This window comes from Chloracidobacterium validum (assembly GCF_018304825.1).
Taxonomy (GTDB): Bacteria; Acidobacteriota; Blastocatellia; order Chloracidobacteriales; family Chloracidobacteriaceae; genus Chloracidobacterium; species Chloracidobacterium validum.
In genome coordinates this window covers 640482-665298 of record NZ_CP072648.1, presented here as the reverse complement: position 1 = coordinate 665298, position 24817 = coordinate 640482, and the positions used below count along the sequence as shown (strand labels likewise).

Below are 24817 nucleotides of genomic sequence, written 5' to 3'. Positions count from 1 at the left end.
GCGATGTCAAGTTACCGGTTGCGGACTGGCAATATCCGTGCGGTATTGTTTACCGGGAAAGGTAATTTCTGCAGCGGCTGCGTAAGCGCGCTGGCGCGCCTGCGCCAGCGTGTCCCCAAGCGCCGTCACCCCGATGACCCGTCCACCGCTTGTCACGAGTTGACCCGTCTCATCCCGTTTCGTCGCAGCGTGGAAAAGTAGCACGCCTGGATGGAGTTCGGCTTTTTCAATGCCCGTGATTGGGCAGCCGCTTGTTGCAGTTTCAGGGTAGCCTTCCGAGGCTAACACGACACAGACAGCGGACTCATCCGACCACTTGAGTTCAAGCGTATCGAGCGTGCCATCGGCGATGGACGCCAACACGTCCACGAACGGTGTTTTCAGCCGTGGGAGGATCACCTGGGCTTCGGGATCGCCCAGCCGCGCATTGTATTCCAGCACTTTCGGCCCCTGCTCGGTCAGCATCAACCCGACGTACAGCACACCCTTGAAGACGGTTCCCTCCGACTGAAGCCCGGTCAGTGTCGGCTGTACAATCTGGCGCAGGATTTTTCGCTGGAGGCTCGCATCCAGTAGGTCAGGACTGGAATACGCCCCCATCCCCCCGGTATTCGGCCCTGTATCGCCGTCGCCAATGCGCTTGTAGTCGCGGGCCGGCACAAGCGGCGACATCGTCTTGCCATCCGTAAAGATAAGAAAGGACGTTTCAACCCCTGACAAACAGGCCTCCAGCACAATGCGTCGGCCGGCATCGCCCAGCTTCCGTTCGACCAGCAGGCTTTGAATCACATCCATCGCCTGTTCTCGATCCTGAGCAATGAAAACACCTTTGCCCGCTGCCAGCCCATCGGCCTTGACCACGACCGGAAAGCCATCGAGCAGGTTGGAGTCAAAAATGTCTTTTGCCTCGTCAACCGTCTCACAAACCGCAAAGGTTGCCGTCGGGATGTGGTGGCGTGACATGAATTCCTTGGCAAACACTTTGCTGCCTTCCAAACAAGCCGCCGCGCGTGACGGGCCAACGAAGCGCAACCCCAGCCGGTTGAAAGCATCCGCAACGCCCATGACCAAGGGCTGTTCCGGTCCGCAAACGGTCAAGTTGACCCCAAGGTCTTTGGCAACGGCAGCCAGTTTGTCAGGCTTTTTCAAATCCAGATCGAGGCACGTTGCCATGCGCGCAATGCCGGCGTTGCCTGGAGCGCAATAAACCTGCTCAACCCGCGCCGACTGGAGAATTTTCCACACCACAGCGGCTTCCCGTCCACCGCCGCCGAGGACCAGAAGTTTCATGCAAGCCTCCTGACCGGGCAGTGCGCCGCGTCGTTGTCAGTCTGCCGATTGCCTTGAGCAAACCAGGCCAGATGCGGTTGACTCTCCATAGCGTGCGCCTAATCCAAGTAAGCTATCGCAAGTCTAGTTCGGCGTCGCCGCCGGACTGAGTTGCGCCAACCACCGCTGAACTGCTGCCAATACGGCGGCCGGCTCAGTTTCCGCCAGTGGGAGCCGCAACATCTGCGCACCGGTGAGCCGCGCACCAGGCGTCTCGGCGACCAATTGCGTCAACGCCGCGACATTGATACAGGGCTTTTCGGCGAACTTGATACTCAGTGTTCCACCATCCCAGTCCAGTGACAATATACCCAACGCCGATGCCACCTGCCGTAAGCGCGCATAAGCCAGGAGCGCCATCACCTGTGGGGGACGCGCGCCATAGCGGTCGTCCAGTTCCTGCCCCAGCGTCTCCAGGGCCGCCTCATCGGAAGCGGATGAAATTCGCTTATAGGTTCGCAATCGCTGGCCGACATCGCTGATGTAATCTTCAGGTATCCGAATATCCATCCGCAGATTGATGCTGGTTTGGATGTCTTCCTCAATCGGCATGCCACGCAACTCACGCACGGTTTCATCCAGCAACCGGCAGTAAAGATCAAAACCAATCGTGTCGAGATGGCCGGATTGCTGTCCGCCAAGCAAGTTACCCGCCCCGCGCAGCTCCAAATCCAGGGCTGCAATCCGAAAACCCGACCCCAAGTCGGAAAACTCCCGAATGGCCGCCAGTCGCTGACGCGCGACGCTGGAAAGTTCAGCTTCCGGCGGAATGAGCAAATACGCAAAGGCCCGCCGATTGGAACGCCCGACTCGTCCGCGCAACTGGTAAAGCTGCGCCAACCCGTAGTGGTCGGCGTGGTTGATGATGATCGTGTTGGCCAGTGGAATATCAATGCCGTTTTCGATGATGGTCGTCGAAACCAGCACATCCAGCTCATGATTGACGAAGCGCATCATGACGGTTTCGAGTTCCTTTTCGCCCATTTGCCCATGACCAACCCCAATACGCGCGTGTGGCACGAGGCGGTGCACCAACTCGGCCATGGTGAAAATGGTCTCGACGCGATTGTGAACGAAAAAGACCTGCCCGCCTCGCGCCAGTTCGGTTTCAAGCGCGCCACGGATGACATTCTCTGAAAACTGCGCCACCACCGTGTGAATCGGCAGACGGTCCCGCGGCGGCGTTTCAATCACTGACATATCGCGCAGTCCGGCAATGGCTAGATTGAGCGTGCGGGGGATGGGCGTTGCCGACAGCGTCAGGACATCCACCTTGCGCCGCAGTTGCTTGAGCTTCTCCTTGTGCGTGACGCCAAAGCGCTGTTCTTCATCAATGATGACCAAGCCTAGATTTTTGAAAACCACGTCCTTCGACAACAGCCGGTGGGTTCCGATGAGAATATCCACCTCACCGCGCGCCGTTCGCTCCAGAACATCCTTGATTTCCTTGGCCGCGCGGAAACGCGATATCGTATCAATCGTCACTGGAAATGAGGCAAAGCGCTCGCGGAAGGTTTTGGTGTGTTGAAAGGTCAAAACGGTCGTTGGTGATAACACGGCCACCTGCCGATTTTCCATCACGACCTTGAAAGCCGCTCGCATCGCCACTTCCGTCTTGCCAAAGCCGACATCACCACACAGAAGGCGGTCCATGGGGACGGAGGCTTCGAGATCACGCTTGATGTCAGCCAGGGCGCTCGCCTGATCGCGGGTGAGTTCATAGGGGAAAGCATCCTCAAACTCCTGCTGCCACGGGGTGTCTGTCCCACAGGCATTCCCCTGCACGAGCTGCCGCTCGGCATAGAGCCGGAGTAACTCCTCGGTCATGTCGCGCATGGCGCGCTTGGCGCGCGCTTTGGTTTTGTCCCACGCTACGCCGCCCAGCTTGTCCAGCCGGGGCTCACGCGCTTCCGCGCTCGCAAATTTCTGCACGAGGTCGAGGCGCTCAACCGGAACGGAAAGCTGCTGCCTGTCCGCATATTCGAGCACCATGAACTCACAGGGGGGTGTCCGGTGGTCCACCTGCACCTGCTGCAAGCCCACAAATCGCCCGATGCCATGGTTGACGTGAACGACGAAGTCACCAACTTTTAGGTCTCGAAAATCCGACAGAAAGCTGCTGACCGAGACCTTGCGTCTTGGGCTGCCGCTTGGCGTCAAGCGGACTTCTTCGACCGAAGGCGCTTCGTCAAAGAGTTCCCGCTCCACGACAAAGGCCAGTTGCGCGGCCGGGAAACGAAAGCCGTTGAGCAGGCTCCCCACCGTAATAAAGCAGCCGGCCCGACTGGTTTCCGCCATGGCTTGGCAGAGCGCCGAGGTCTCCGGGTAGCAACCGGCGGCAATGTCATATTCGCGGAGGATGTCGCGCACCCGCTCCGCCACGCCCAGCGACGGCATGACGAACAACGTTGTCACCCCACGCTGGCGCAGCTCACGGAGTTCCGCCACAAGCTGCGCCAACCGGCCGTGAAAGCGGCGCATGGGCTGGGTGCGCAACGCACATTCAGTCTGCGGTTCTGGCGGCGGAAAGAGGAACAGTGGGTTGCCGCTGGGTGACCTGCCATTCGGAGCATCGCCCTGCATGGCACCGATGAAACCGGCGTCCACTTGGTCGGCCGTCACACCGAGCGCCCGCAGTTCGATGCGCGGACGACTGCCAAGCGCCGCCCGGAGCGTCACGGCATCCAGCACGAAGTGTTCCGGCGAGAGCACCAGCTCACCGGCTTCATCAGCCGCCACGAACTGGTCGCGCAATCGTCGCAAATAGCTCTCCAGCACCTGCTCGACCGCTACCGGCTCGTCAATCACCAATCGCGCCGGACCAAGGTAATCAAAAAGGCTACCGGTCAGCGGATGGGCCAGTGGCAGCAAGGTCTCCCAGCCGCTGAACAGTTCGCCACGTTCCGCCAGGGCCAGCCGCGGGCGTAGTTCGTCGGCAAAGCGGGCATCTGCCCAGTGTTCACGGGCGCGGGACGCCCACGCCCGCACGCCTTCCGGCAGTGTGGCAAGCTCGCGCAGGGGCAGGACCCGGCAACTCGTCCGGCGGGCAACGGAGCGCTGGCTCTCAATGTCGAATTCGCGGATGGACTCCAACGTATCGCCAAAAAACTCCAGCCGTACGGGATTGTCATGCGCGGGCGAGTACATATCCAAGATACCGCCACGCAAGCTAAACTCACCCACCGCCGTCACCGGCTCACGCCGGACATAACCCGTCCCGGCCAACAGCTTGAGCAGGTCGTCGAGTGGGTACTCCTCACCCACATCGAGCGTGACCTGGCCAACGGTCAGCGTCCGGGGCGGCGCGAGTCTTTCGATGAGGGCGCGCGCCGGCAGCAGCGTTACCCGGCAGTTGCCTTCGAGCAGATGCGTCAGGCACATGGCGCGGGCTTCAAGGACATCCGGGTGTGGCGGCGCGGCGCAGTACGGGCCGCCTTCCACCACCGGAAACACCTGCACCCCATCTGGAACGCGCGCCTCGAGTTTCTGCAAAAGACGCACGAAGTAGCGGACATCCGCCTCGAGTTGTTCCACATCCTGGGGCGTGGGAACGACAAAGGCGACTGGCTTCCCCGTCAGCGTGTGCAGGAGTGCCGGGATGAGGGCACGCGCACTGCCGGTCAAGCCGGAAACCACACCGACGCGGTCAGGCTGACACAGTTGATTGAGGAGGCGCGCACCTTCTGAACTGTGGGCCAAATCGCTCAACGGCGCGGGTAACGTAGGGGTGGGCGTCACAGTTGACACGGTGGGCTTCACATTACAGTCGGCGTGACGGGGCGTGAGGATGGCGCGCCAGGATGCGCTGAATGATTTCGGTCGTCGAGATGCCGGGCACGAAGGGCAACGCACAAACGACGCCACCTTGCGCCTCGACGACCTCCCGACCGACGATTTGTTCAATCGCCCAATCCCCGCCCTTGACCAACACATCGGGCAACAGCGCCTCGATGACCGCCAACGGCGTCGGAGCGTCAAACACAGTCACGGCATCCACCATTTCGAGCGCGGCCATCACTTGGCAGCGTTCATCTTCGGTCAGAATGGGGCGCGTGTCACCCTTGAGTTCGTGGATGGAGTGGTCGCTGTTGAGCGCAACAATGAGGACATCGCCCAACTGGCGGGCATGGCGTAGGTAGGCGACATGCCCAGGATGCAACAGGTCAAAGCATCCGTTGGTGAAAACAACCCGCAACCCCGCGCGACGCCAGACATCCCGCTGGGCAACGAGGTCGGGCAGCGCATACCGCTTGTTTGGCGTGGCGCCATTTGGCGTCCTAGCCGCGGCCGTGGCCAGGCGACTCAGATCACTGACCATAATCGCGCAGCATCTTTTTGAGTTCGATGCAGTGCAACTCTTCCTGCCCAATCATCGTGCGGGCAAACTCCTCGATATACACGCTGCGGTCAGCGACGACAGCCAGCAGTTTCTTGTAGAGATCAAGCGCCCGCCGCTCATGCGCCAAGCTTTCTTCCAAAATATCCCGGACGCTGTGGCGGTGGGTTTCTTCAATAGCGGCAATGCGCAGGCTGGGATGCCCTTCCAATCCGGTCAAAATTTCTCCCACTTGCTGGGCATGCGCGAGCGACTCACTCGCTTGCCGCTTGAAGAAATCTACAATTGGAATGCGATTTGGTCCCGTAATCATCAAGGCAAAGTGGGTGTAGCACACCACACCGGCCAGCTCACACTCCATGATCTCAGACAGCAGTGCCGTGGTTTGTTCGGTATCAATGTCCTCAAGAATGGCTTTCATGCTTCAACCCTTTCACAGAAGTCAATCCAAGTTCGTATTAGCCCTGTGTTAGCCGGGGGTAGCCGATGTTTTTACCTAGAGGTGTCCGCTGGGCGCGGCGGCACTGGCGACCCAAGATAGACCACAAGAAAGACTACGCAAAGCAGGGCTACCGAAAATTTGAAGATACTGGGAACTCTCGCCGGTGACAAAAAGCCCTCGATGATGCCGGCGACCACCAGCAACGGAAAGCACAGCGCAAGGAGCTTGACGGCGGCGATACCGCGTTCCAGGAGGGCTTCTCCGCGGGTTCGGTCGCCAGGCGCAATCAATGCCCCTCCGATCAGGAATCCCGCCCCGCCAGAAATAAAAATGGCCGTCAACTCAAACACGCCATGCGCGCAAACAAAAACCAAAAGCGGCGTGAAGCTGTATTTCACCGCCAGCGCCAAAATGCTGCCGATATGCAGCCCGTTGAACGCCAAAACGTAAAACGTGCCAAGTCCGGCAAATATGCCCATGGCGAAAGCCCCAAGCGCCACTTGCAGATTGTTCGTCATGATGAATGAGGCGGCGAGCTGATTTTCGCCGTTGATCCGGTCCGTCCAATTATCACCACGCTTGATTTGCTCGAGCGCGGAAGATAGCCCCATCACCTGGGCAAACGCTTCGTCATAACAAACAAACAGTCCCCCAAAGAGCGCGAATCCAGCAAACACCAGAAACGCGGCGAAGACATAGCCACGGTAGGTCTGAAAGAGCGCCGGCGCATCATAGCGGTAGAAGTGCCAGAGCTTTCGCCAACTACCCCGCTCAGTGCGATAAATCGCCGCATGCGCGCGGACCGCCAAGTGGTTGAGATAGTTGATGAGTTGGGGATCGCGCACATCGTGCCGCGCAACGGCTAGGTCAGCCGCCGTTCGCTGGTAGAGCTGCCCAAACTCACGCACTTGTTCACGCCGGAGGCGGCGCAGCCCGCCGCCCCCGACCTGCGCGAGCAGCATTTCCAGGCGCTGCCAGTTTGCCCGCCGACGTTCGATGAAATCATGCTCGCGCGCCATACTGAAAACCCATGACGTCCGGCGATTAGCCCAGCTCTTCGTACGCGATGTTGTGGTTGGTGTAGATACAAATACTGGCGGCAATACTCATGGCTTCTTCAGCCACTTGGCGGGCGGGAAAGTCAGTGTGCTTGAGCAACGTCCGAGCGGCAGCTTCGGCATAGTGGCCCCCTGAACCAATCGCCATGCAGTCATTGTCTGGCTCGATGATGTCACCCGTGCCGGACAAAAGCAGTGTGGCTTTTTCATCCGCCACCAAGAGCAAGGCTTCCAGGTGGCGAAGCATGCGGTCGGTTCGCCAATCCTTGGCCAGCTCGACGGCCGCCCGTTGCAACTGCCCATGATACTGGTCAAGCTTGGCCTCGAAGCGCGTGAAGAGTGAAAAGGCGTCCGCTGTGGCCCCGGCAAAGCCGGCCAAAATTTTGTCGTTATACAGGCGACGAAGCTTGCGGGCGCTGCCCTTGACCACATTCGACCCCATGGTTACTTGGCCATCGGCAGCCATGACGACCTTACCTTCACGGCGCACGACCAAAACGGTTGTGCTGCGAATCTCTGGACGAGTTTCAGTCAAACGCAAACGAGTCACGATGTTCCTTCAATTCGGCAAAGAAAGTCTTGAGCAACCTCGTCTGTAGCATAGCCCACCGGCACGCGCCAATACTGCCCGACACGCCTCCCCGGTCTGGCGGATCAGACCAGGGCGCTCCGCCTGACTGTCCCAGCTAGGTGGGAAACCGGCGCGCCACGCTTGACGCCACGCTCAGTTGAGCAGTGGATTGGAGCGGTCATCATCAGGGGGCATGATGCGCCCCACGCGCAGCACCGTCTCGCAGAAAAGATTCGAGTCCAGCAGTGTCTGCACGGCATAGTCGCCAGCCTGTGTGAAGTGCAAGTTGAGAAAAAACGTGACGTTGGTGTTGAAGCCGTGAACCGGCAGGCTCAACTGGGAAGGCGTCGAAACCGCCAGCGCCTGTTGGCGTCCGGGATACAGGATCCGCACCTCGGACAAATACTCTCCAGTACCGCGCCAGTGATTGCACACCGCCATGCGCGATAGCCCGAAGGGAATTTCAGGAACGTAAATTTCCTGGAAGACGCCCATGAAGCTCAACTTGTTGCCGACTTCGAGGCGCACGTCGTCGCACAGGATTTGGTAAACGAGTTCGATGGTTTTTGCATGATTTGTCCCAACCGCAGGCATAGTGTTGAGTATCCTTCTGGTGACATCCGCTTGCAGCGCAGCCGCGGCCGGCTGCGGACAGCCGCGCCTAAGCATGCACAGCCCGGTCAATTCAGCAATGACTTTCCGATGGCGCGCAATGTAGATTGCTTGCAAGGTCGCGCCTTTGCGACGACCATTTCCCTCATCCGCGAGTTTAGCCCATGCCCTTGAAGAATGACCTCCTGGTTCGCGCTGCCCGCCGTCAACCGGTCGAACGAACCCCAGTTTGGATGATGCGCCAGGCCGGGCGCTACCTGCCGGAGTACCGCGCCGTCCGTAAGGATTTGCCTTTCCTGACACTCTGCAAGACCGTTGACCTTGCCGTGGAAGTGTCACTGCAACCACTCCGCATTCTGGGCGTGGATGCGGTCATCATGTTTTCCGACATCCTCATTCCGGTCGAAGCCATGGGGCTGGAAGTCCAGTTGACGGAAAAAATTGGTCCCAAAATGCCCAACCCGGTTCGTTCGGCGGCCGATGTGGCGTCGCTGCGCGTGCCGGACCCGGTCGAGACCATGCCGTTTGTCTATGACATCATCCGAACGCTCAAGCGTGAAATTGCCGATACCGTCCCGCTGTTGGGATTTGCAGGCGCGCCGTGGACACTCGCGGCCTACATGATCGAAGGCGGCAGCTCAAAGAATTACCACTTGATCAAGTCCATGATGTACAACGAACCGGCGACTTTCCACCGACTGATGGAAAAGCTCGCCGATACCCAGGCGCTCTACCTCAAAGCCCAGATTGAGGCCGGCATTGATGCGCTCCAACTGTTTGACTCGTGGGCCGGTGAGTTGTCGCCAGAAGATTTTGGCGCGTTTGCCCTGCCCTACATTCAACGGGTATTTGAGCAAGTCGGAACGGCCGTGCCACGAATCCTCTACGTCAACGGCAGTGCGCACCTGTTGGAGGGCATGGCGGCTTCTGGGGCGGAAGTACTCAGCATTGACTGGCGTACCGACCTGGCCGAAGCCGTCCAACGCACCCGGGGACGGGTGGCGCTCCAGGGCAATCTCGATCCCTGTCGGCTGCTTGGACCGCGCGAGGGGATCATCCGTGGCGTAGAGGAAGTCCGCGCCAAAGCCAAGGATGCGCCGGGCCACATCATGAACCTCGGTCACGGTATCCTGCCGCCAACGCCAGTCGAACATGCCCAGGCCTTCATCGCGGCGGCGCAAGGACGACCAGTTTAGTGCGGCGACGCCGGTTGTTCCGGGCGTGACATCCGGCCGGTGGCATCCGCCACCGGCCACCCTTAACTTGGCTCAGCTTGGTGGGTCGTGTTTGAGCCAATCAGCTTGGGATTGACAAACAACGCATTGGCAAAATTGAGGCGTCCGTCGTCGTAGTGGTACATGTCATACAAACCAAAGAAGTTGAAGCCATATCCGGCGAGCAGCTCATACAAGGCAAAGAAATTTGTGTGGCGTCCCGCTGGCTCAAAGTCAATCTCGGCATACACAAAGGTGAGCTTTGGCAGGAAATCCGTTGCTCCGGCCAGAACGGCAAGCTCATAGCCTTCGGTGTCGATCTTGAGAAGATCGATCCGTGAGAAACCAAGCTGGCGAGTCACGGCGGCCAGCGTTTCGATCCGAACCATTTCGGAAGCACCGGCCGACGTAGCGTGGTTGACGACGGGATTGAGTGAATTGTGACCACTACTGGCTTGCAGATGAACCACTGCTGTCCCGGGTGATGCACCCAGCGCGAGGTTGAACAGCGTCACGTTGGGCAACTGCCCGACGTTGGCTTGAAGTTGGCTGAAGGTGGCCTTGATCGGCTCAAAAGCGACAATATGCGCCTGTGGAAACGCTCTCCGAAACCACGTGACGGTCTGGCCAACGTTTGCCCCAACATCGTAAATCACGTTGATAGACTCCGGTGGAACAAGCCGCCGAATGTCCAGGGTCACGTCTATTTGTTTTGGCGCGTAAGCCGTCCGAAAGACCAAGTAGCCGGCTTTTTCAAGGAGTTGTCGAACGAAGTGCTTCACTGCCCCAGATAGGCCTCCTGGACACGTGCGTCCCGCGCCAGTTCGGCGGCGTTCCCCGCAAGCCAAATTCGTCCGGTTTCCAACACGTAGCCCCGATGGGAACGCGCCAACGCTAGGTGCGCATTTTGCTCGACCAAGAGAATGGTCAAGCCTTCACGGTTGAGTTCACCGAGCGCGTCGAAAATGGACTGGGTCACCATCGGCGCGAGTCCCAATGATGGCTCATCCAGCAACAAGAGCTTCGGACGGCTCATCAGCGCCCGCCCGATTGCTACCATTTGCTGCTCGCCACCGGAGAGCGTCCCGGCGCGCTGATGGAGGCGCTCGTTGACACGGGGAAACAGCGTCCTGACGTGCTCCAAGTCACGGCGAAACTGCGCGCGGTCCGGCTGACGGTAAGCGCCGAGTTCGAGATTTTCCAGCACCGTCAGGTCGGGGAAGATACCGCGCCCTTCCGGTGACAGCGCAAGCCCACGGGCAACGATGGCATGGGTTGGGTAGCCGGTCAGGTCTTCGCCATTGAAGACGACCCGACCGCGCGTGGGTTTGAGCAAGCCCATGATCGTCTTGAGCAAGGTGGTTTTCCCGGCCCCGTTTGCGCCGATCAGGGTCACCACTTCACCTGGGTTCACCGTCAGCGATATGTCATGCACCGCCTCGATTGCGCCATAGGCGACGCAAACATTTTCGACGGTCAGTAGCGGCAGCGCGACGGATAAAGGATGAGGCTCGGACATCGGGTGTGGCTCACGCTCGTCAGGGCGTTACGGTGTGACTGTATCCAGGAATGACGTCTGGCAGGCAACGCTGGCGACCCGGTGACGCGCATAGGCGCAGTACTCTGGATTGATCTCGAATCCAAGGTAGCGCCGGTCGTGTTTCTTGGCGACCACGGCCGTCGTGCCCGCGCCAAGAAAGGGATCGAGGACGACATCGCCAGGGCGCGTCAGCAGTTCGATAAACTCCGCCACGATGGCTTCAGGGAAGACAGCGCGGTGGGGACAGCCCTTGAGTGATTCGACCGGCATTTCAATCACATCTCGCTTGAGCCGTTCGCCGTGCATGCGAATCATCGTGAAGCCGTCGCGTTCCAGGTGGATATTGCGCCCGCCCTCGCGTCCCCCAAAGGGAGCGGAGTGCACGCCGCGGATTTTCATGCGGAAGTCCTGAATTTCTCCGCGCTGGACCTCGGCAATACAGCCTTCCAGCGCCGCGCGGGCATTGGCCTTTTCCTCTGGCGTCAGGGGTGACGCCTCAACGAGCCGGAAGTAACGCTGTCCGATCCGCGCCCGCTGGCGCGAAGGCGTGGGCGACGCGGCCCGGCGTAAAAAATTCTCCGGGAAGTACTGGTAATCATCCGAAACGACAAAATGGAAAAAAGGCTCAGTGCTGGAGACCAACCGCCGCCGAAAATGCCGTGGCGTCGGATTGCGCTTGACCCAGGTCACTGCATTGACCAGCCGCACCGGGAATCGCTCCAGCGCCGCCGTGGCAAAGCGGTACGGAATCAGCATCAAGCTCTGGCGCAAGTACTTATCCCCAACATTGAAGACCAAGCTTCCGGTCGGTTTCAGAATGCGCAGGCACTCCCCAAAGATGGTAAGCAGGGATTCCAGATAGGCATCCAGACTCGCCTCATTCCCAATGCCGCCTCCGTAATCCCGTTGGCGGAAGTAGGGCGGCGAGGTCAAGACCAAATCTACGGACTTGGTCGGTAGCCCTTGAAGAAGCTGTCGGCTATCCCCGCATAGAACAGCATCCAGCGGATAGGAAGCCCCTGTCCCTAAGAACGCTTCAGATGGCGTAGCCAAGAATTGAGAATCCTCCCTCAAGCCGTCCCTAGGTAAGCTGCGATAACCCGCGGATCGCGCTTGATGTCGTCTGGTGAGCCAATGGCAATGGTCTGCCCTTGCTCAACGACCTGGATGCGCTCGCAGGCCCCCATGACCACGCGCATGTTGTGTTCGACAAGGACAATCGTCAGCTTGAAATCGTCCCTAAGCTGCTGGATTTGGCGCATCAGCGCCACCGACTCCTGGGGATTCATCCCGGCGGCCGGCTCATCCAGCAGCAACGCCTTCGGCCGTGTCGCCAGCGCCCGCGCAATTTCGAGCCGCCGCTGATTGCCGTAAGCAAGGCTTTTGGCCGGCGCGTGACGCTGGGCGGCCAGCCCAAAACGTTCCAGCAACGCCAGCGCAAAATCCCGCTGTTCGCGTTCTTCAGACTGCTGACGGCGGGTGCGGAACATTGTTGCCAGCACCCCCGACCGGCTCCGTGGATGACAGGCCGTCATGACGTTTTCAAGTACCGACAACTCCCCAAAGAGGCGGATGTTTTGAAACGTTCGGGCCAATCCAAGCTGCGCGATGGCGTGTGGCGGCAAGCCCACGATGCTGCGCCCTTCAAACTGCACATCGCCCGACGTTGGACGGTAAACGCCGGTCAAGATGTTGAAAACGGTCGTCTTGCCGGCCCCATTCGGCCCGATGAGTCCGAAGACCTGGTTGGATGGCACCGTCAGGTCAAGGTCTTTGACGGCGACGATGCCGCCAAAGCGGACCGTCGTGGCCTTGGTTGCCAACAGGGGCGACTCAGAAGAGACAGCTAAAACCATGGGAAATCCGCAACCATGGGAAATCCGCGCGGCAACGATGCGACAGGTCAATCGCTGAAGGCTGGTTCATCATCGGTCTGGCCGTAGATTTCCATCAGACAATCCCGAAGATACACAAAGGCTTCTTCCGGCGTATTGGCATAACGAAAAAATTCCAAGTCAGATGGCGAAATCATACCCCATTTGACAAGCGCCTCGAAGTTGACGACTTCCCGCCAATATGCCTCCCCATAGATGACAATCGGGATGCGGCGATTGAGCTTGCGGGTTTGGAGCAGGGTCAGGACTTCCAGTAACTCGTCAAGCGTCCCAAAGCCGCCGGGGAAAATCACCAACGCTTTGGCCGGATACACCAGCCAGAACTTCCGCATGAAGAAGTAATGAAACTCAAAGCACAGTTCCGGCGAGATGTACGGATTGGGGTATTGCTCGAATGGCAGGCTGATGTTGAAGCCAACCGACTTGCCACCCGCAAGGGCAGCGCCGCGATTGGCGGCTTCCATGATGCCCGGACCACCGCCAGAACAAATCAAAAACCGCCGCTGCGTGGTTGGCAAGCCCATAGCCCAGGTGGTGAGCAGGCGGGCCAAATCAACGGCGTCGTCATAAAAGCGCGCCATGGCTGGGTCGGTCACGCTATCACCGTGATCGTCGGGTTCATACTCTGGGGGGTACTTGCTATCCGCGCGTGGGTGAATTCGCGCTGAACCAAAGAACACAATCGTGTCACGCACGTTGTGTTCATGCAGCCGGGTAGCCGGCTCGAGATACTCACTTTGGATGCGGATGATGCGCGCGGGGCGACTTTCCAGAAATTCGTGATTGCGATATGCCTTGGGAGGCTTAACCAGTCGCTTTAGACTTTCCGTCATTGAGTCGTTCCATTCAAAACGTAGGTTCGGCTGCTTACCTGGCCAAATCGGTTACCTGACCAGCCGATCGGGCTGTTTGTAGCACAGTGATTCTCAAGCAACGACTAAAAAGTGCGGCGCATCAACCACTCGGAACGACATACGCTTGGGACTCCCGCGTGGACGACGATTGGCTTGGCTTTCAAGACTTGGGCGGACTGTCTTCCGATGTCCCCAAGATGTGATGTTCAAGGCGGCGCGACTCAGCAATGATTTGCTCGAAGAGACGACGCATAGCCTGGTGGTCAAGCGGCCCGGTGTTGTGTGCCGTCACTTGCGTCAAAACCTCATCCTCACGGGCTGGGATGCGCACTGGAAGTCCCTGCGCGTGCTTGAGCCGCGCAATGGCGATAACCAGTTCAGCCCGCTGATTCAGCAAGGCGACCAGTTGAGCGTCAGTTTCATCAATCAGGCGGCGATATTCACTCAATGTCATGGGACAAAGCCAAGCTGTCGGCGCGCGGCCACCAAACATACAGTTGACAGCACCATAAAACGTGTGATTCATCACACTACACAACGCCTTGTGGTACCCTCTAGTCTTACCCAAGACGTTAAGCCATTCATTCAGGAGACAACACAAAGCTTTATGAAAAACTGGAAACTTTTTCTCATCCTTGTTTTAGGTGGGTGTCTGCTGCTTGCCATCAATCCCGCACCGGCGATGGCTCAGCGTCAGACCAGCACCGCCCCGTCAAACGACATGCGCGACAATAAGCCGAAGAAAGGCAAGATCAAGGTCGCTATCATTCCGCAGGATAACCAGCGCGGCTGGACTAAGGACATCATGGTGGCTGAGCTGGAAACAGCACTCACCGGTGGACGGTTTGACATTCTGTCGCGCGACTCGCTCAACTCTATTATCGCCGAGCAAAAACTTGCCAACTCCGACTTGGCCGATCCTAACAACGCCATCCAAGTTGGACGACTCGGCTCGGCGCAGTACATCATTGTCGCCAAGTGCGTCTCAATTGATGTCAAGGAAGAAGGTATCAGCGTTGGTGGCTTTGGCCAGCGGAAGAAAAAGATGACGAGCAAGGTCAACATGCAGCTTATCAATGCGGAGACCGGCTCGGTTATCAAGTCTGAGAACTACGATGCGAGTGATGCGACAACCTCGACACAAGTCGGAAGCCTCGGCAGCAGCAGCAGCGACGCGCCCGGACAAGAATCGTTCACCAAAATGATGAAAACCTTCGCGCAGCGTTTTGCGGAAGTTGTCAGTCTCGAGGTGCCTTTTGAGACGACGGTTGCCATGGTGCGCGATGGGCAGGTCATCATCCGCAGCGGCAGCGCGGATGGCGTTCAGGAAGGGATTCAGTTTGATGTCATCCTGGAAGGCGAACCCATCCGTGACGCCGATGGAACCATTCTGGAACGCATTACCAATCGGGTGGCGACGCTCCGCGCCGCCAAGGTGAGTGAAAAGGTGGCGTACTGCGATGTCGTTCAAACCTTTGACCCAAACTCAAAAGTTGCCGACCCAACGCCGAATCTAGGACGGATTCAAACTGACATGACCGTTCGGCAGGTCGCCCGGACGCCCAATGCTCAACCACCACGCCGTCGGTAAATACCCAGCTTGATAGACCCAGCGACCTTCACGCTGGGTTGTTTTTTTCAGCCGTCGTTTCAGCTTATTTCAGATTTTGGGGAGATTGCCTGTGAGACTCATACGCCGCTTGGTTGCAATAACTTGTGGCATCTTTTTCGCCGCCACACTTACGGTTAACGGAGATACGCTCAAAAAACGCTACACATTTGACTACAACGCGACGACGCGCTCGGCGTCGGAAGCGCGCGCCAAGTCAAAAGCCAGAAAGCAGTTCCTGGCCGACTTCCTCGAAGCCAAGTTCTCACGCGCCATCATCGAGAGCCTGGCCGAGGAGATTGATATTGCCCTCGACCCGCCGGATGAATTTCTAACCGATTTCAAAATCACGAACACGCGCTACAACGACGACGAAACCAAAATCATCCTCACGGTCGAGGGGGAGGTGAACCTGCCAGCGATGGTATCGGCGTTGGTACAGAACAAGGTACTGAGCTTTGGCGAGCGTCCGCCACGGGTGATGTTCATCCCGTCTAACCGCTTCAACGATCCCAAAGCCGCCAAGACGCTGCGGGCCCTCGTCTATGAGCAAATGCGCCAGGCGGGGCTTCAGTCCGTGGCGTTCGAGGGTGTCACCGAGATTACATCTGTCCAAATCAAGCAGTCGCCAAATGGTCTGCGGATGCTGGCCAAGCAGGCGCTCCAGTATGGCGCCGACTACCTGATCTATATTGACCCAGAAACCGACAACCGCCCGGCCAGCATTGGCGGTTACATCTGCGACGCGAACTTCATCTACACGGTCATGCGCCCAAACGACAACCGCATCCTTGGCGAAGGGGTCATTTCAACCCGTGGCAGCGCCAACTCCAACATGGTGGCCTTTGGCAAGGCGATGGATGACGCCGCGCCGATTCTGATTACTCGCGCCGTTGGGCAGCTTTACCAGTCGATTTTCGCTGATAGTGATGTTATCTACGACCAGAAACAGCTCAAGAACAACATCGCCTTGACGGTGTATTTCAAGACTTCACCCCAGCAGACCCAGTCCATCATCAAGGCGCTGCAAGCCCAAAATGCTTATGTGACGCTTGGCGTCGGCGCGGGCGGCGACCGAATGACCGTTGAAACCACGATGGATGTGCTTGACCTCTATAACTTCTTCAACGATCGGACCTTTGAAGCTGGCGGGGCGAAATTCAAAGCGCCCGTTGTCGGCTATGGAGAGAATACGCTCGAAGTCGAGATCGTGCCGCTCAACGGACAACCCAAAAAAGCGCGGGCGACCACGCCGCCAGCGCGTCAGGCACGCCCGTCCAATACCGGAGCCTCAACCAAGCCTAAAGGCATCGTCTGTAACCTGAAACCCTCGCTCCGGGCACCATCCTTCGTCCAGTAGTCACATCGCGAGTGGCGCTCGACCCCCTTGAGTACGCCTCAGACAACGCCACGCTCACGCAACGACGCCACGGACTTCAGGCACACTGCGCCCTAGCGTCGCGGCGTGAGCTGATTTTATTTCCTGTTTCACTTCTCGGCCGTTTCTTGAGTCGCCACTGTTTGGTCGCCATTTCTTTGGTCGCTACGCTTCCGTTCGGACAGACACGTACTGACAAGCAGCAACAACTTGCTACAATCAGCGGCCTATGAGCTGGTACGAAGTCTTTCGCCTGGCTTTCGATGCAATCCGGGCACACAAGTTGCGGTCGTTTCTGACCCTGCTCGGCATCATCATTGGTGTCGCCAGCGTGACGGCGGTGGCGACAGTCATTGAAGGCTTCAGTGAGTACGTTAGCGAAAAGGTGGCCGTCTATGGGGCCGGGGCGCTGACGGTCGAGAAGGCTGCTTTTCAGGGATTCACTGATTTTGAAAAGTTTCTGCGGGCTATCCAGCGCAACCCAGACCTGACCACCGAGGACCTGCAAGCCCTGCGGGAACGGCTGACACTGGCGGATGAAGTCGCGGCACAAGATGGTTCAGCCGCGGACGTACGGTATGGCAACACGGTCGTCGCCACGGTTGGCATTCAAGGTGTCACAGCCAACTTCAATGACCTTTCGACCGTTGAACTGGCTGCCGGGCGCGTCATCAGCCCATTTGATGAAGACAACCGGCGCGCCGTGTGCATTCTGGGTGCGGACATTGCCAAGGAGTTATTTCCACGCGGCGACGCCGTTGGCAAAACGGTCAAGCTTGGACGCGACCCATACGAAGTCATCGGTGTCGCCAAACCACTCGGCACGTTTCTTGGTCAGTCCCAGGATAATTACGTTCAAATTCCACTCAGTACCTTTCACAAGGTCTATGGCGAACGGCGGTCGCTGACACTTTACGTCCGGCCACGGCGCGGCATGGACAGCGAACTCGTCGCGGACGAAATCCGCACCATCCTGCGGACACGACATCATTTGTCACCTGCTGAGGAAGACGACTTCAGCATCACGAGCGATCCGGCCACCCAGGGCATCTTCACGACCTTGCTCGCCACCGTCAGTGCGGTCGTCCTGCCGATTACCGGCATTTCACTGGTGGTCGGCGGCATCGTCATCATGAACATCATGCTGGTTTCCGTGACCGAACGGACGCGCGAAATCGGGATTCGCAAAAGTCTTGGCGCGCGTCGCCGCGACATCCTCCGGCAGTTTCTGGCCGAGTCGGCGCTACTGTCCCTGATTGGCGGGATGATTGGGTTGGCGCTGGCTTATGTGGTGATGTTGGTCGTTTCCCACTTTTCCGGGTTGCCTGTGGCGTTGCCGCTCTGGGCGGTTGCGTTGGCGTTGCTCGTGTCTGGCGGGGTTGGGCTATTTTTCGGTATCTATCCGGCCAATAAAGCCGCCCGACTTGATCCGATTCAGGCATTACGCGCCGATTGATACCGCCCGGTTAGCCAAATACCTCGCGGGCGGCGCGATAGGTATTGCAGTGAGCTTCTACCGTGTCCTGCCGGTCGCGGGCGTACCCCCCAGAGAGCGTGATCGTCACCGGAATGCCAGCTCGCCGACAGGCGCGCAAGACCAATTCATCGCGGCGCTTGAGGCCTTCCAGCGTCAGCGCCAGGCGACCGAAACGGTCGTGGACGTATGGGTCCACACCGGCTAGGTAAAACACCAAGTCCGGCCGAAACTTTCCAAGCACCTGTGGAACGTACTCGCCGAGCACCTCCAGATAGGCCGCATCGGTCATGCCGTCCGGCAGTTCCAAATCAAGTGAACTGGGCGGCTTGCGGAGGGGGTAGTTGTTCTTGCCGTGCATCGAGAATGTAAACACATCTGACTCACCGGCAAAAATAACCGCGTTGGCGTTGCCCTGATGGACATCGCAATCAATCAGCGCCACCCGCCCTACGTCACCGTCACGCTGCAAAACGCGCACGGCCACGGCAATGTCGTTGAGGACACAAAAGCCCTCACCGTGATCGGGAAAGGCATGGTGCGTGCCGCCGGCCAGGTTGCCAGCAATCCCCTCAGCCAGGGCATGTCGGGCCGCGTTGAGTGTTCCCTGCGCAGCCAAGCGGGAGCGCATGACCAGTCCATCCGACCAGGGCAACCCCAAGCGACGTAGTTCGCGTGCGGTCAACTGTCCAGTAGCCAGCCGTGTCCAGTAGTCACGGGTGTGCGCCAGCAAAATGTCTTCATCGCGGGCTGGGGCAGGGGCGACAACGTCATCTGGCGAAAGCGTTCCATCCTCGGTCAATCGCGCATGGACCAAGGGAAATTTCTGCATCGGAAACACATGCGCATCGCCAATGTCCACAAAGTAGCCGGGCGCGTAAGAAACGAACATAACCCTAGGTGCGCTTGCCAGTCGCCGGACTGACGCCAACAATCAACGCACCTTGCCCTCCTGTCCTACGCCTGGGCGCTTGCGACAATAGGGGGGGTAGGCGTCGCTGCCGGTGTAATAGGCCTGGCACATCCCAAACACCCGATGACTATGGTCGGAGATGACAAAGCCGTACTGCTTGGCAATTTCTTCCTGGAGGCGCTCGATGTCTGGGCTGAAGAACTCAATCAGCGCGTCGCATTCCGTGCAGATCAGATGGTCGTGGTGGTCGTGTTTGTATTCGTGCTCGTAGCGCGCGCGGCCATCATTGAAGTTCACTTCACGCGCAAGTCGCGCCTCGACCAGCAACCGCAGCGTTCGGTACACCGTCGTGAAGCCAACCGTTTTATCCCGCTGTTTCACCAGGTCATAGAGTTCCTCAACGCTCAGGTGCGCCTCGGTCTCAAGAAAGGTTCGTAGGATCAAGTCCCGCTGGGCCGTCCGTTTCAGCCGGTGTTTGACCAAGTGCCGGTGAAACAGCTCAAACTCTTCGTGAAAAGGGTCGGTTGACGCCGTGCTTTTGGATGCGGAAAGCGGCGCGTCATGCGTCTCCGGGTATTCCGGCATGCCTCATTCTTCCTTACAGACTTCCTTACAGAAAGCAACATTTGCCGTTGGTTCGGGCAGGCGCTACTGACTCCCAAGGTAGCGAAAGCCGCGGCCAGTCCATTCCCAAACATAGCTGAGTCGTCGCCGGCTGACCACAACGACTTGCGCACGCCGACCGCGTCCAACCGGGACAATACCGACCGCCGATACCTCGTCCGGCACGAGTGGGAGGATGGGCGTGTGGCGTCCGCGGTCTTCGATGTGCAGCGGATAGACACGCCCGCTAACGTCCACCAGTGCGCCGACGTCCCCGCCCCGCTCATAAGCAATGACGGTGTCATTACCGACGTTGCCGCCAAGCAGATCGCCCCGAACAGCGCGTAGCGGCGTCACCCCCTGAAGTCCTGCGCGACTGAAAATCTCTTCTGCATCGTCGTAAGTCACTTCCCGGCCACGGGAGGGCAGCGGCTCAGTCGCGGTGTCGCTATTGCGCGAAGGCGGAAGGTCTCCGTCATCCGGCGTGGGTGGTAAAGCACGACCAGTCACGCCCAGCCGGCGCTGGATGTTGATGAATTCCTGGGTGGTACGTGTTCCGCGGCGGTCTGAGCCGGCAAGGTACTGTGCGATTTCACGCTGCGTGTTTTGCAGCCGCTCGGTCGGGGGTGGGTGGGAAGCAAAGATTTTGTCGAATGCGCCAGGGCTGCGCTGCATCAGCGAGCCAAGCAAGCGAAACATATTGTTCATTTCCTCGGTGTTATAGCCGGCGTTGTGCATGTCATACAGACCGAGGAAATCAGCTTCGCGTTCCTGGTCACGCGACCGCTGAAACATTCTGCCATTGGCAATGAGCGCCACAGCCAGTTGGCCAAGTTGGCCAACCGCTCCGCCGCCCAAAATCGCCCCAGCAATGCCAACCAGTAACCCGGTGGTCTGAGCGCGGCGCAACGTCGCACTCAGGTGATAACCGACGTTATGGCCGACTTCGTGCGCCAGCACGGCAGCGACCTGCCCTTCGGTGGTAGCTTGCTTGATCAAACCGGTATGGATGTATATCCGGCCACCACCCGGCGTGAAGGCATTGATCTGATCGTTTTGAACCACATAGAACTGGTATGGTAGGTCCGGCCGTCCAGAGACTTCAGCGACGCGCCGCCCGACCCGGTTGACATAGTTGACGATGACCGGATCGGTCACGAAACGGTATTGCTTTGAAATTTCCTGATGGGCCATTTCGGCAAAAGTCAGCTCATCCTGAAGCGAAAGCGCGCCACGGGAACGCGAGCGATCATCCTGGCGGCGGAACTTGTCGTATGGATTTGGCCCCGATGGTCGTGTGCGATCACCGGCCCACACTGGCACGCCCGCCGCGCTAACCACCAGTAATGCGGCCATCAGCAGGGCCATACTGCGCGTCATGCGCGAGCCGGCGACCTTTCGGCCGCTTTTGCTTGCCGATCCAGTTTCCGCTGACATTGACTTCAAATCGCTGGTTAGCATGAGTATCATTACCTCTCTGATGGCTTGCGTCATAACGCGCGCATATCAAAACAACGTTGACCAGAAACAATCTCTAGCTCAGGTGCCTGAAAGCCTACTCAAAGGTTGCCCGGCCGGCCTTTGTGATGAACGATGCCCAATGTGCGCTGCTTACCGATTCACGACCGCCGTGTAGAGTGAAAACAATTGTACCGGACAAACCATTCCATGCAAGGAGCGAGAGCCTACCCATGTTACACGGTCTGATGATGGATTACCCATTGACGATGCTGCACTTTCTTGACCGCGCCCGCCGCTATCACCACGATGTTGAAATCGTGACAAAATGCCCGGATGGCTCGCTGCACCGCTACACGTATGGCGCTGCCTACCGACGCATCTGCCGCTTGGCCAATGCCTTGGCCAAGCTGGGAGTCGAATCGGGCGACCGGATTGGCTCACTGGCGTGGAATCATTACCAGCATCTGGAGTTGTACTTTGCCGTCCCCTGCTACGGCGCGGTTATGCACACGCTCAATCTACGCCTTGCACCGGAACAGCTCGCCTACGTCATCAATCACGCGGCCGACCGCATGGTTTTCGTGGATGCCAGCCTGGTTCCCATGCTCGAAGCCATCCACAGCCACCTGACCAGCGTCAGGGACATTGTCATCATCAATGCCCCGCCGGGCTTCGAGACGAAGCTGCCCAACGTCCGACACTACGAAGACTTGCTGGCGGACGAACCCGAAACGTTTGACTTTCCGGTGTTGGACGAGCGAGCGGCCGCCGGACTGTGTTACACCAGCGGCACGACCGGTCAACCGAAAGGTGTCCTGTATAGCCATCGCTCACAGTTTATCCACACGATTGCGGCCGGCGCGGGCGATGCGCTGTCACTCAGTGGAACGGATACGGTCATTGCCGTCGTGCCGATGTTTCACGCCAACGCTTGGGCGTTACCTTACTTGAGCGCCTCTCTCGGCTTCAAATTCGTTTTGCCCGGGCCGCACCTCAAACCGGAAACCCTGGCGCAGCTCATTCAGGATGAAAAGGTGACGGTGGCGGCTGGCGTCCCGACCCTCTGGATTGGCATGTATCAGGCGATCAAGGCGCACGGCTTTGACGTGTCAAGTCTTCGGGCGCTCATCGTGGGTGGCGCGGCATTTCCGAAGACCTGGATCGAAGCCTATGAAAAAGAGCTAGGCGTGCCGGTCGTCCACGCCTGGGGGATGACCGAGATGTCGCCGATGGGCACCTCGACCGGGACGTTGAGCGCCCGAACCGACCTCTCGATTGACGAGAAAATTGCACTCAAAACCCACCAGGGCTATGCGCCGCCCGGCGTCGAAATACGCATTGTCGGCGATGAAGGCCAGGAAATGCCGTGGGATGGCAAGTCGGTAGGTGAAATCCAGGTGCGCGGCCCGTGGATCGTTGGCGCGTACTACAACGACGAGTCGGCAGCGGCACAGTTCACGCCAGATGGTTGGTTTCGCACCGGCGATGTGGCAACCATTGATCCCAAGGGTCTCCTGACGATCACCGACCGCACCAAAGACCTCGTCAAGAGTGGGGGCGAGTGGATTTCCAGTGTCACGCTGGAAAACGTCATCATGGCACATCCAAAGGTGCTCGAAGCTGCCGTCATTGCCATCCCAGATGAAAAATGGAGCGAGCGACCACTGGCGCTCGTTGTGCCGCGCAGGGCCGACGACCGGCCGACATCAGAAGAGTTACACAACTTGGTGGCGGAGCACTGTGCCAAGTTTTGGATTCCTGATGAGTTTCGCTTTATTGAGAGCATCCCCAAAACATCGGTTGGCAAGTTCGACAAAAAAGCGCTGCGTCAAATGTACGCCGAGGGCAAGCTGTGAATCCGAAACATCCGAGACGGCGCTTTTTGATTGGGTTAGGGCTTTTGGCGGGAGGCGGCGGCTGGATGAGGTCAGATGCCGCGCCGCAGGCGGAAGCTTATCGCTACGAGTTTGAGCAGCCAAACTTTCTCATCACACGTATCCTTATCACACTCGACGCGACCGGACGTGGAAGGCTGGAGTACGTTGAAAAAGACGTACCCGACCTCACCCATGCTCCAGTCGCGCTGCGCCCGGAATCCCTGCTCCGGCTTCAGCAACTGGCGACTAAAGCGGCTGAACTGTCGCCCATGCCACCATCAGAAAAACATGCCAACTTGGGACTCAACAAGCTGACCCTGCTCGTCAACGGTAGGTCAATTTCGTTGGCTTTCACTTACACACCAAACCCGGTGTTGCTCGACTTGGGGAAATTTTTCCGCGGGCTCGTGACCCAGCACCAGCGCGTCAGCCAGATAGAGACCGCGCGACGGTATCAGCCGCTCGATATGCCAAAACTTCTGCGCGACGTGGAAGCCGACCTGAATGGCCAGCGCATTGCGGAACCGGCAGCGCTCGCCGAGCTGTTTTCGAGCCTTGCCAATGATCTACGGCTCTCGCTGATTGCGCGGAACCACGCCAAGCGGCTGTACTTGCGGGTCAACGGCAAATCCTGATGGCTTTAGGCCGAATATCTTCTAACGCACGTCGTGTCCGGCTGGCGCTTCAATCGGCAACCGGCTACGGACGGCGTGCCTTGCTGCTCTGGCGAACCTCTTCAAGCAACGTCAAGATTTCTTGTTTGACTTCAGTAAACGGACGCGGTTGACCAAGCGGCACGTCCGGCTGCCGCGTAGCTGCTAGGGTAGTGGCACTCTCCGCCGAACGGCCCCGCCAGGCTTCAACGATGTCATTCGTCACTAGGAACTGACCATATTGCCAGTTGACCGTGTGGAAGGAAGTCTGGTCGCGCGCCAGAAACACCAGCATTTCTTGCTGAGGTGCGTAAGCATCGCGGGCGCAGTAGGTTGTGCTCATGGCCCAAACGCGCACTTCACGGCGGCGTGGGTCGCCGTAAATCACTTCAAGAATTTCAAGCACCGCTACCTGCCCGTACATTGGATTGCGAATGTTCTTGGTGGAACGGACGCGCACCCGAGCGATGAGGTCGGCATTGAGGACAAGTTCACGGGTGTCCATCACGCGCATATTGCATTGCGAAACCGCCGGTTTGGCAAAGAACGGAAAGAAAAGGAGCGTGCAGAAAAGCAGTAAGAAGCGCATGTAAAGAAAGCCTGGCGTTACTTGAGTCGCGGCATTTGGCATAAGCGGGGCATTGTAATCAAAACTCACACATTGGGAAGCCTGTTATGGATTGCTCTTGCAGTATGGATTGCTCTTCTAGAGTGGGGTGCTTGTTCTAACGTGGCGGTCAGGCGTTCGTGCCATTTCCTGTCTTTCGGTTCGAGCTTTTGGAATCGAGCTTTTGTGGAACGATTGACACAAGCGTTTGAGCTGCCTATAGTCCTTTGGCTTGTCACGAGGCGAGCGCTTATCAGGCTTTCGGGTCCCGCGCGTCCAAGGGCTGACGAACCCCGCCAGGGTAGAGATACAGCAACGGTAGTGAGTTTGCGGAGTGTGCGGGGAAGCTCGGAAGCCTGGCTTCGTTTTGCGCCTGATCTGCGGCTGCGCG

The 24817-nt window shown here is 58.5% G+C and carries 23 protein-coding genes and 1 other RNA gene; 7 read left to right on the top strand and 17 right to left on the bottom strand.

What is annotated here, in order from left to right:
- Positions 1 to 6: 6 nt before the first annotated feature.
- From purD to J8C06_RS02765, 7 genes are all read right to left on the bottom strand, one after another.
- Positions 7 to 1290 carry a phosphoribosylamine--glycine ligase gene (gene purD / locus J8C06_RS02795; RefSeq protein WP_211429276.1) on the bottom strand — a complete coding sequence of 428 codons (1284 nt, stop codon included), beginning with the start codon at positions 1288 to 1290 and terminating at the stop codon, positions 7 to 9.
- A gap of 123 nt (positions 1291 to 1413) precedes the next feature.
- On the bottom strand, positions 1414 to 5076 hold the full coding sequence (gene mfd, locus J8C06_RS02790) for a transcription-repair coupling factor (protein ID WP_211429275.1): 3663 nt from the start codon (positions 5074 to 5076) through the stop codon (positions 1414 to 1416).
- A gap of 13 nt (positions 5077 to 5089) precedes the next feature.
- Positions 5090 to 5647 (bottom strand): D-glycero-beta-D-manno-heptose 1-phosphate adenylyltransferase, encoded by a 558-nt coding sequence (gene rfaE2 / locus J8C06_RS02785; protein ID WP_211429274.1) that lies wholly within the window; start codon positions 5645 to 5647, stop codon positions 5090 to 5092.
- Complete coding sequence (locus J8C06_RS02780; protein ID WP_211429273.1) at positions 5637 to 6086, bottom strand: ferritin-like domain-containing protein; 450 nt, start codon at positions 6084 to 6086, stop codon at positions 5637 to 5639. The genes rfaE2 and J8C06_RS02780 overlap by 11 nt, the downstream gene beginning before the upstream one ends.
- 71 nt (positions 6087 to 6157) lie before the next feature.
- Complete coding sequence (locus tag J8C06_RS02775; protein WP_211429272.1) at positions 6158 to 7126, bottom strand: stage II sporulation protein M; 969 nt, start codon at positions 7124 to 7126, stop codon at positions 6158 to 6160.
- 25 nt (positions 7127 to 7151) lie between these two features.
- On the bottom strand, positions 7152 to 7715 hold the full coding sequence (hslV, locus tag J8C06_RS02770; RefSeq protein WP_281423836.1) for an ATP-dependent protease subunit HslV: 564 nt from the start codon (positions 7713 to 7715) through the stop codon (positions 7152 to 7154).
- A gap of 174 nt (positions 7716 to 7889) precedes the next feature.
- A complete protein-coding gene (locus J8C06_RS02765) occupies positions 7890 to 8465 on the bottom strand; it encodes a DUF6941 family protein (protein WP_211429271.1) in 576 nt (191 codons plus the stop codon).
- Positions 8466 to 8512: 47 nt separating this feature from the next.
- On the opposite strand from J8C06_RS02765, the gene hemE reads away from it, so the two are divergent.
- Positions 8513 to 9544, top strand: a complete 1032-nt coding sequence (hemE, locus tag J8C06_RS02760) for a uroporphyrinogen decarboxylase (protein ID WP_211429270.1) — start codon at positions 8513 to 8515, stop codon at positions 9542 to 9544.
- 62 nt (positions 9545 to 9606) lie between these two features.
- Here hemE and J8C06_RS02755 read toward each other — a convergent pair whose 3' ends face one another.
- The 6 genes from J8C06_RS02755 to J8C06_RS02730 form a co-directional block, all read right to left on the bottom strand.
- Positions 9607 to 10344: an FkbM family methyltransferase gene (locus J8C06_RS02755; RefSeq protein WP_211429269.1), complete on the bottom strand. Its 738-nt coding sequence runs from the start codon at positions 10342 to 10344 to the stop codon at positions 9607 to 9609.
- Positions 10341 to 11081 carry an ABC transporter ATP-binding protein gene (locus J8C06_RS02750; protein ID WP_211429268.1) on the bottom strand — a complete coding sequence of 247 codons (741 nt, stop codon included), beginning with the start codon at positions 11079 to 11081 and terminating at the stop codon, positions 10341 to 10343. Before J8C06_RS02750 ends, J8C06_RS02755 begins: the two co-directional genes overlap by 4 nt.
- A gap of 27 nt (positions 11082 to 11108) precedes the next feature.
- Positions 11109 to 12155 carry a DNA-methyltransferase gene (locus tag J8C06_RS02745; protein WP_246602068.1) on the bottom strand — a complete coding sequence of 349 codons (1047 nt, stop codon included), beginning with the start codon at positions 12153 to 12155 and terminating at the stop codon, positions 11109 to 11111.
- 17 nt (positions 12156 to 12172) lie between these two features.
- A complete protein-coding gene (locus J8C06_RS02740) occupies positions 12173 to 12958 on the bottom strand; it encodes an ABC transporter ATP-binding protein (RefSeq protein WP_211429266.1) in 786 nt (261 codons plus the stop codon).
- Positions 12959 to 13005: 47 nt separating this feature from the next.
- Positions 13006 to 13830 (bottom strand): LOG family protein, encoded by an 825-nt coding sequence (locus tag J8C06_RS02735; RefSeq protein WP_211429265.1) that lies wholly within the window; start codon positions 13828 to 13830, stop codon positions 13006 to 13008.
- A 181-nt stretch (positions 13831 to 14011) separates the two neighbouring features.
- Positions 14012 to 14305 carry a chorismate mutase gene (locus J8C06_RS02730; protein WP_211429264.1) on the bottom strand — a complete coding sequence of 98 codons (294 nt, stop codon included), beginning with the start codon at positions 14303 to 14305 and terminating at the stop codon, positions 14012 to 14014.
- Positions 14306 to 14458: 153 nt separating this feature from the next.
- On the opposite strand from J8C06_RS02730, the gene J8C06_RS02725 reads away from it, so the two are divergent.
- The 3 genes from J8C06_RS02725 (at position 14459) to J8C06_RS02715 (ending at position 18294) form a co-directional block, all read left to right on the top strand.
- A complete protein-coding gene (locus tag J8C06_RS02725; RefSeq protein WP_211429263.1) occupies positions 14459 to 15442 on the top strand; it encodes a CsgG/HfaB family protein in 984 nt (327 codons plus the stop codon).
- Between the two features lie 91 nt (positions 15443 to 15533).
- On the top strand, positions 15534 to 16820 hold the full coding sequence (locus J8C06_RS02720) for a hypothetical protein (protein WP_211429262.1): 1287 nt from the start codon (positions 15534 to 15536) through the stop codon (positions 16818 to 16820).
- 247 nt (positions 16821 to 17067) lie between these two features.
- Positions 17068 to 18294, top strand: a complete 1227-nt coding sequence (locus J8C06_RS02715) for an ABC transporter permease (RefSeq protein WP_211429261.1) — start codon at positions 17068 to 17070, stop codon at positions 18292 to 18294.
- A gap of 10 nt (positions 18295 to 18304) precedes the next feature.
- Here J8C06_RS02715 and J8C06_RS02710 read toward each other — a convergent pair whose 3' ends face one another.
- The 3 genes from J8C06_RS02710 to J8C06_RS02700 form a co-directional block, all read right to left on the bottom strand.
- A complete protein-coding gene (locus J8C06_RS02710) occupies positions 18305 to 19204 on the bottom strand; it encodes a histone deacetylase family protein (protein ID WP_211429260.1) in 900 nt (299 codons plus the stop codon).
- A 42-nt stretch (positions 19205 to 19246) separates the two neighbouring features.
- Complete coding sequence (locus J8C06_RS02705) at positions 19247 to 19810, bottom strand: Fur family transcriptional regulator (protein ID WP_246602067.1); 564 nt, start codon at positions 19808 to 19810, stop codon at positions 19247 to 19249.
- Positions 19811 to 19873: 63 nt separating this feature from the next.
- The gene (locus J8C06_RS02700) at positions 19874 to 21208 is read right to left on the bottom strand and encodes a M48 family metallopeptidase (protein WP_211429259.1); all 1335 of its coding nucleotides are present in this window, start codon (positions 21206 to 21208) and stop codon (positions 19874 to 19876) included.
- A 311-nt stretch (positions 21209 to 21519) separates the two neighbouring features.
- Here J8C06_RS02700 and J8C06_RS02695 point away from each other — a divergent pair, with 311 nt between their 5' ends.
- Positions 21520 to 23145: a long-chain fatty acid--CoA ligase gene (locus J8C06_RS02695; RefSeq protein WP_211429258.1), complete on the top strand. Its 1626-nt coding sequence runs from the start codon at positions 21520 to 21522 to the stop codon at positions 23143 to 23145.
- Positions 23146 to 23210: 65 nt separating this feature from the next.
- Positions 23211 to 23801: a hypothetical protein gene (locus J8C06_RS02690; protein WP_211429257.1), complete on the top strand. Its 591-nt coding sequence runs from the start codon at positions 23211 to 23213 to the stop codon at positions 23799 to 23801.
- Positions 23802 to 23865: 64 nt separating this feature from the next.
- Here the strand turns inward: J8C06_RS02690 and J8C06_RS02685 are convergent, their stop codons facing one another.
- Positions 23866 to 24477, bottom strand: a complete 612-nt coding sequence (locus tag J8C06_RS02685) for a hypothetical protein (protein ID WP_211429256.1) — start codon at positions 24475 to 24477, stop codon at positions 23866 to 23868.
- 208 nt (positions 24478 to 24685) lie between these two features.
- Between J8C06_RS02685 and ffs the strand changes: the two genes are divergently transcribed.
- An RNA gene (gene ffs / locus J8C06_RS02680) (signal recognition particle sRNA small type) lies at positions 24686 to 24783 on the top strand.
- The last annotated feature ends 34 nt before the right edge of the window (positions 24784 to 24817 follow it).

What these genes read in the sequence shown, in the direction of transcription:
- J8C06_RS02730 (WP_211429264.1), bottom strand. Translation starts at nt 14,305, where the DNA reads ATGACATTGAGTGAATATCGCCGCCTGATTGATGAAACTGACGCTCAA.
- J8C06_RS02740 (WP_211429266.1), bottom strand. Translation starts at nt 12,958, where the DNA reads ATGGTTTTAGCTGTCTCTTCTGAGTCGCCCCTGTTGGCAACCAAGGCC.
- J8C06_RS02775 (WP_211429272.1), bottom strand. Translation starts at nt 7,126, where the DNA reads ATGGCGCGCGAGCATGATTTCATCGAACGTCGGCGGGCAAACTGGCAG.
- J8C06_RS02715 (WP_211429261.1), top strand. Translation starts at nt 17,068, where the DNA reads ATGAGCTGGTACGAAGTCTTTCGCCTGGCTTTCGATGCAATCCGGGCA.
- J8C06_RS02705 (WP_246602067.1), bottom strand. Translation starts at nt 19,810, where the DNA reads ATGCCGGAATACCCGGAGACGCATGACGCGCCGCTTTCCGCATCCAAA.
- J8C06_RS02750 (WP_211429268.1), bottom strand. Translation starts at nt 11,081, where the DNA reads ATGTCCGAGCCTCATCCTTTATCCGTCGCGCTGCCGCTACTGACCGTC.
- J8C06_RS02725 (WP_211429263.1), top strand. Translation starts at nt 14,459, where the DNA reads ATGAAAAACTGGAAACTTTTTCTCATCCTTGTTTTAGGTGGGTGTCTG.
- J8C06_RS02690 (WP_211429257.1), top strand. Translation starts at nt 23,211, where the DNA reads ATGAGGTCAGATGCCGCGCCGCAGGCGGAAGCTTATCGCTACGAGTTT.
- J8C06_RS02735 (WP_211429265.1), bottom strand. Translation starts at nt 13,830, where the DNA reads ATGACGGAAAGTCTAAAGCGACTGGTTAAGCCTCCCAAGGCATATCGC.
- purD (WP_211429276.1), bottom strand. Translation starts at nt 1,290, where the DNA reads ATGAAACTTCTGGTCCTCGGCGGCGGTGGACGGGAAGCCGCTGTGGTG.
- rfaE2 (WP_211429274.1), bottom strand. Translation starts at nt 5,647, where the DNA reads ATGGTCAGTGATCTGAGTCGCCTGGCCACGGCCGCGGCTAGGACGCCA.
- J8C06_RS02710 (WP_211429260.1), bottom strand. Translation starts at nt 19,204, where the DNA reads ATGTTCGTTTCTTACGCGCCCGGCTACTTTGTGGACATTGGCGATGCG.
- hemE (WP_211429270.1), top strand. Translation starts at nt 8,513, where the DNA reads ATGCCCTTGAAGAATGACCTCCTGGTTCGCGCTGCCCGCCGTCAACCG.
- J8C06_RS02695 (WP_211429258.1), top strand. Translation starts at nt 21,520, where the DNA reads ATGTTACACGGTCTGATGATGGATTACCCATTGACGATGCTGCACTTT.
- J8C06_RS02780 (WP_211429273.1), bottom strand. Translation starts at nt 6,086, where the DNA reads ATGAAAGCCATTCTTGAGGACATTGATACCGAACAAACCACGGCACTG.
- J8C06_RS02700 (WP_211429259.1), bottom strand. Translation starts at nt 21,208, where the DNA reads ATGACGCGCAGTATGGCCCTGCTGATGGCCGCATTACTGGTGGTTAGC.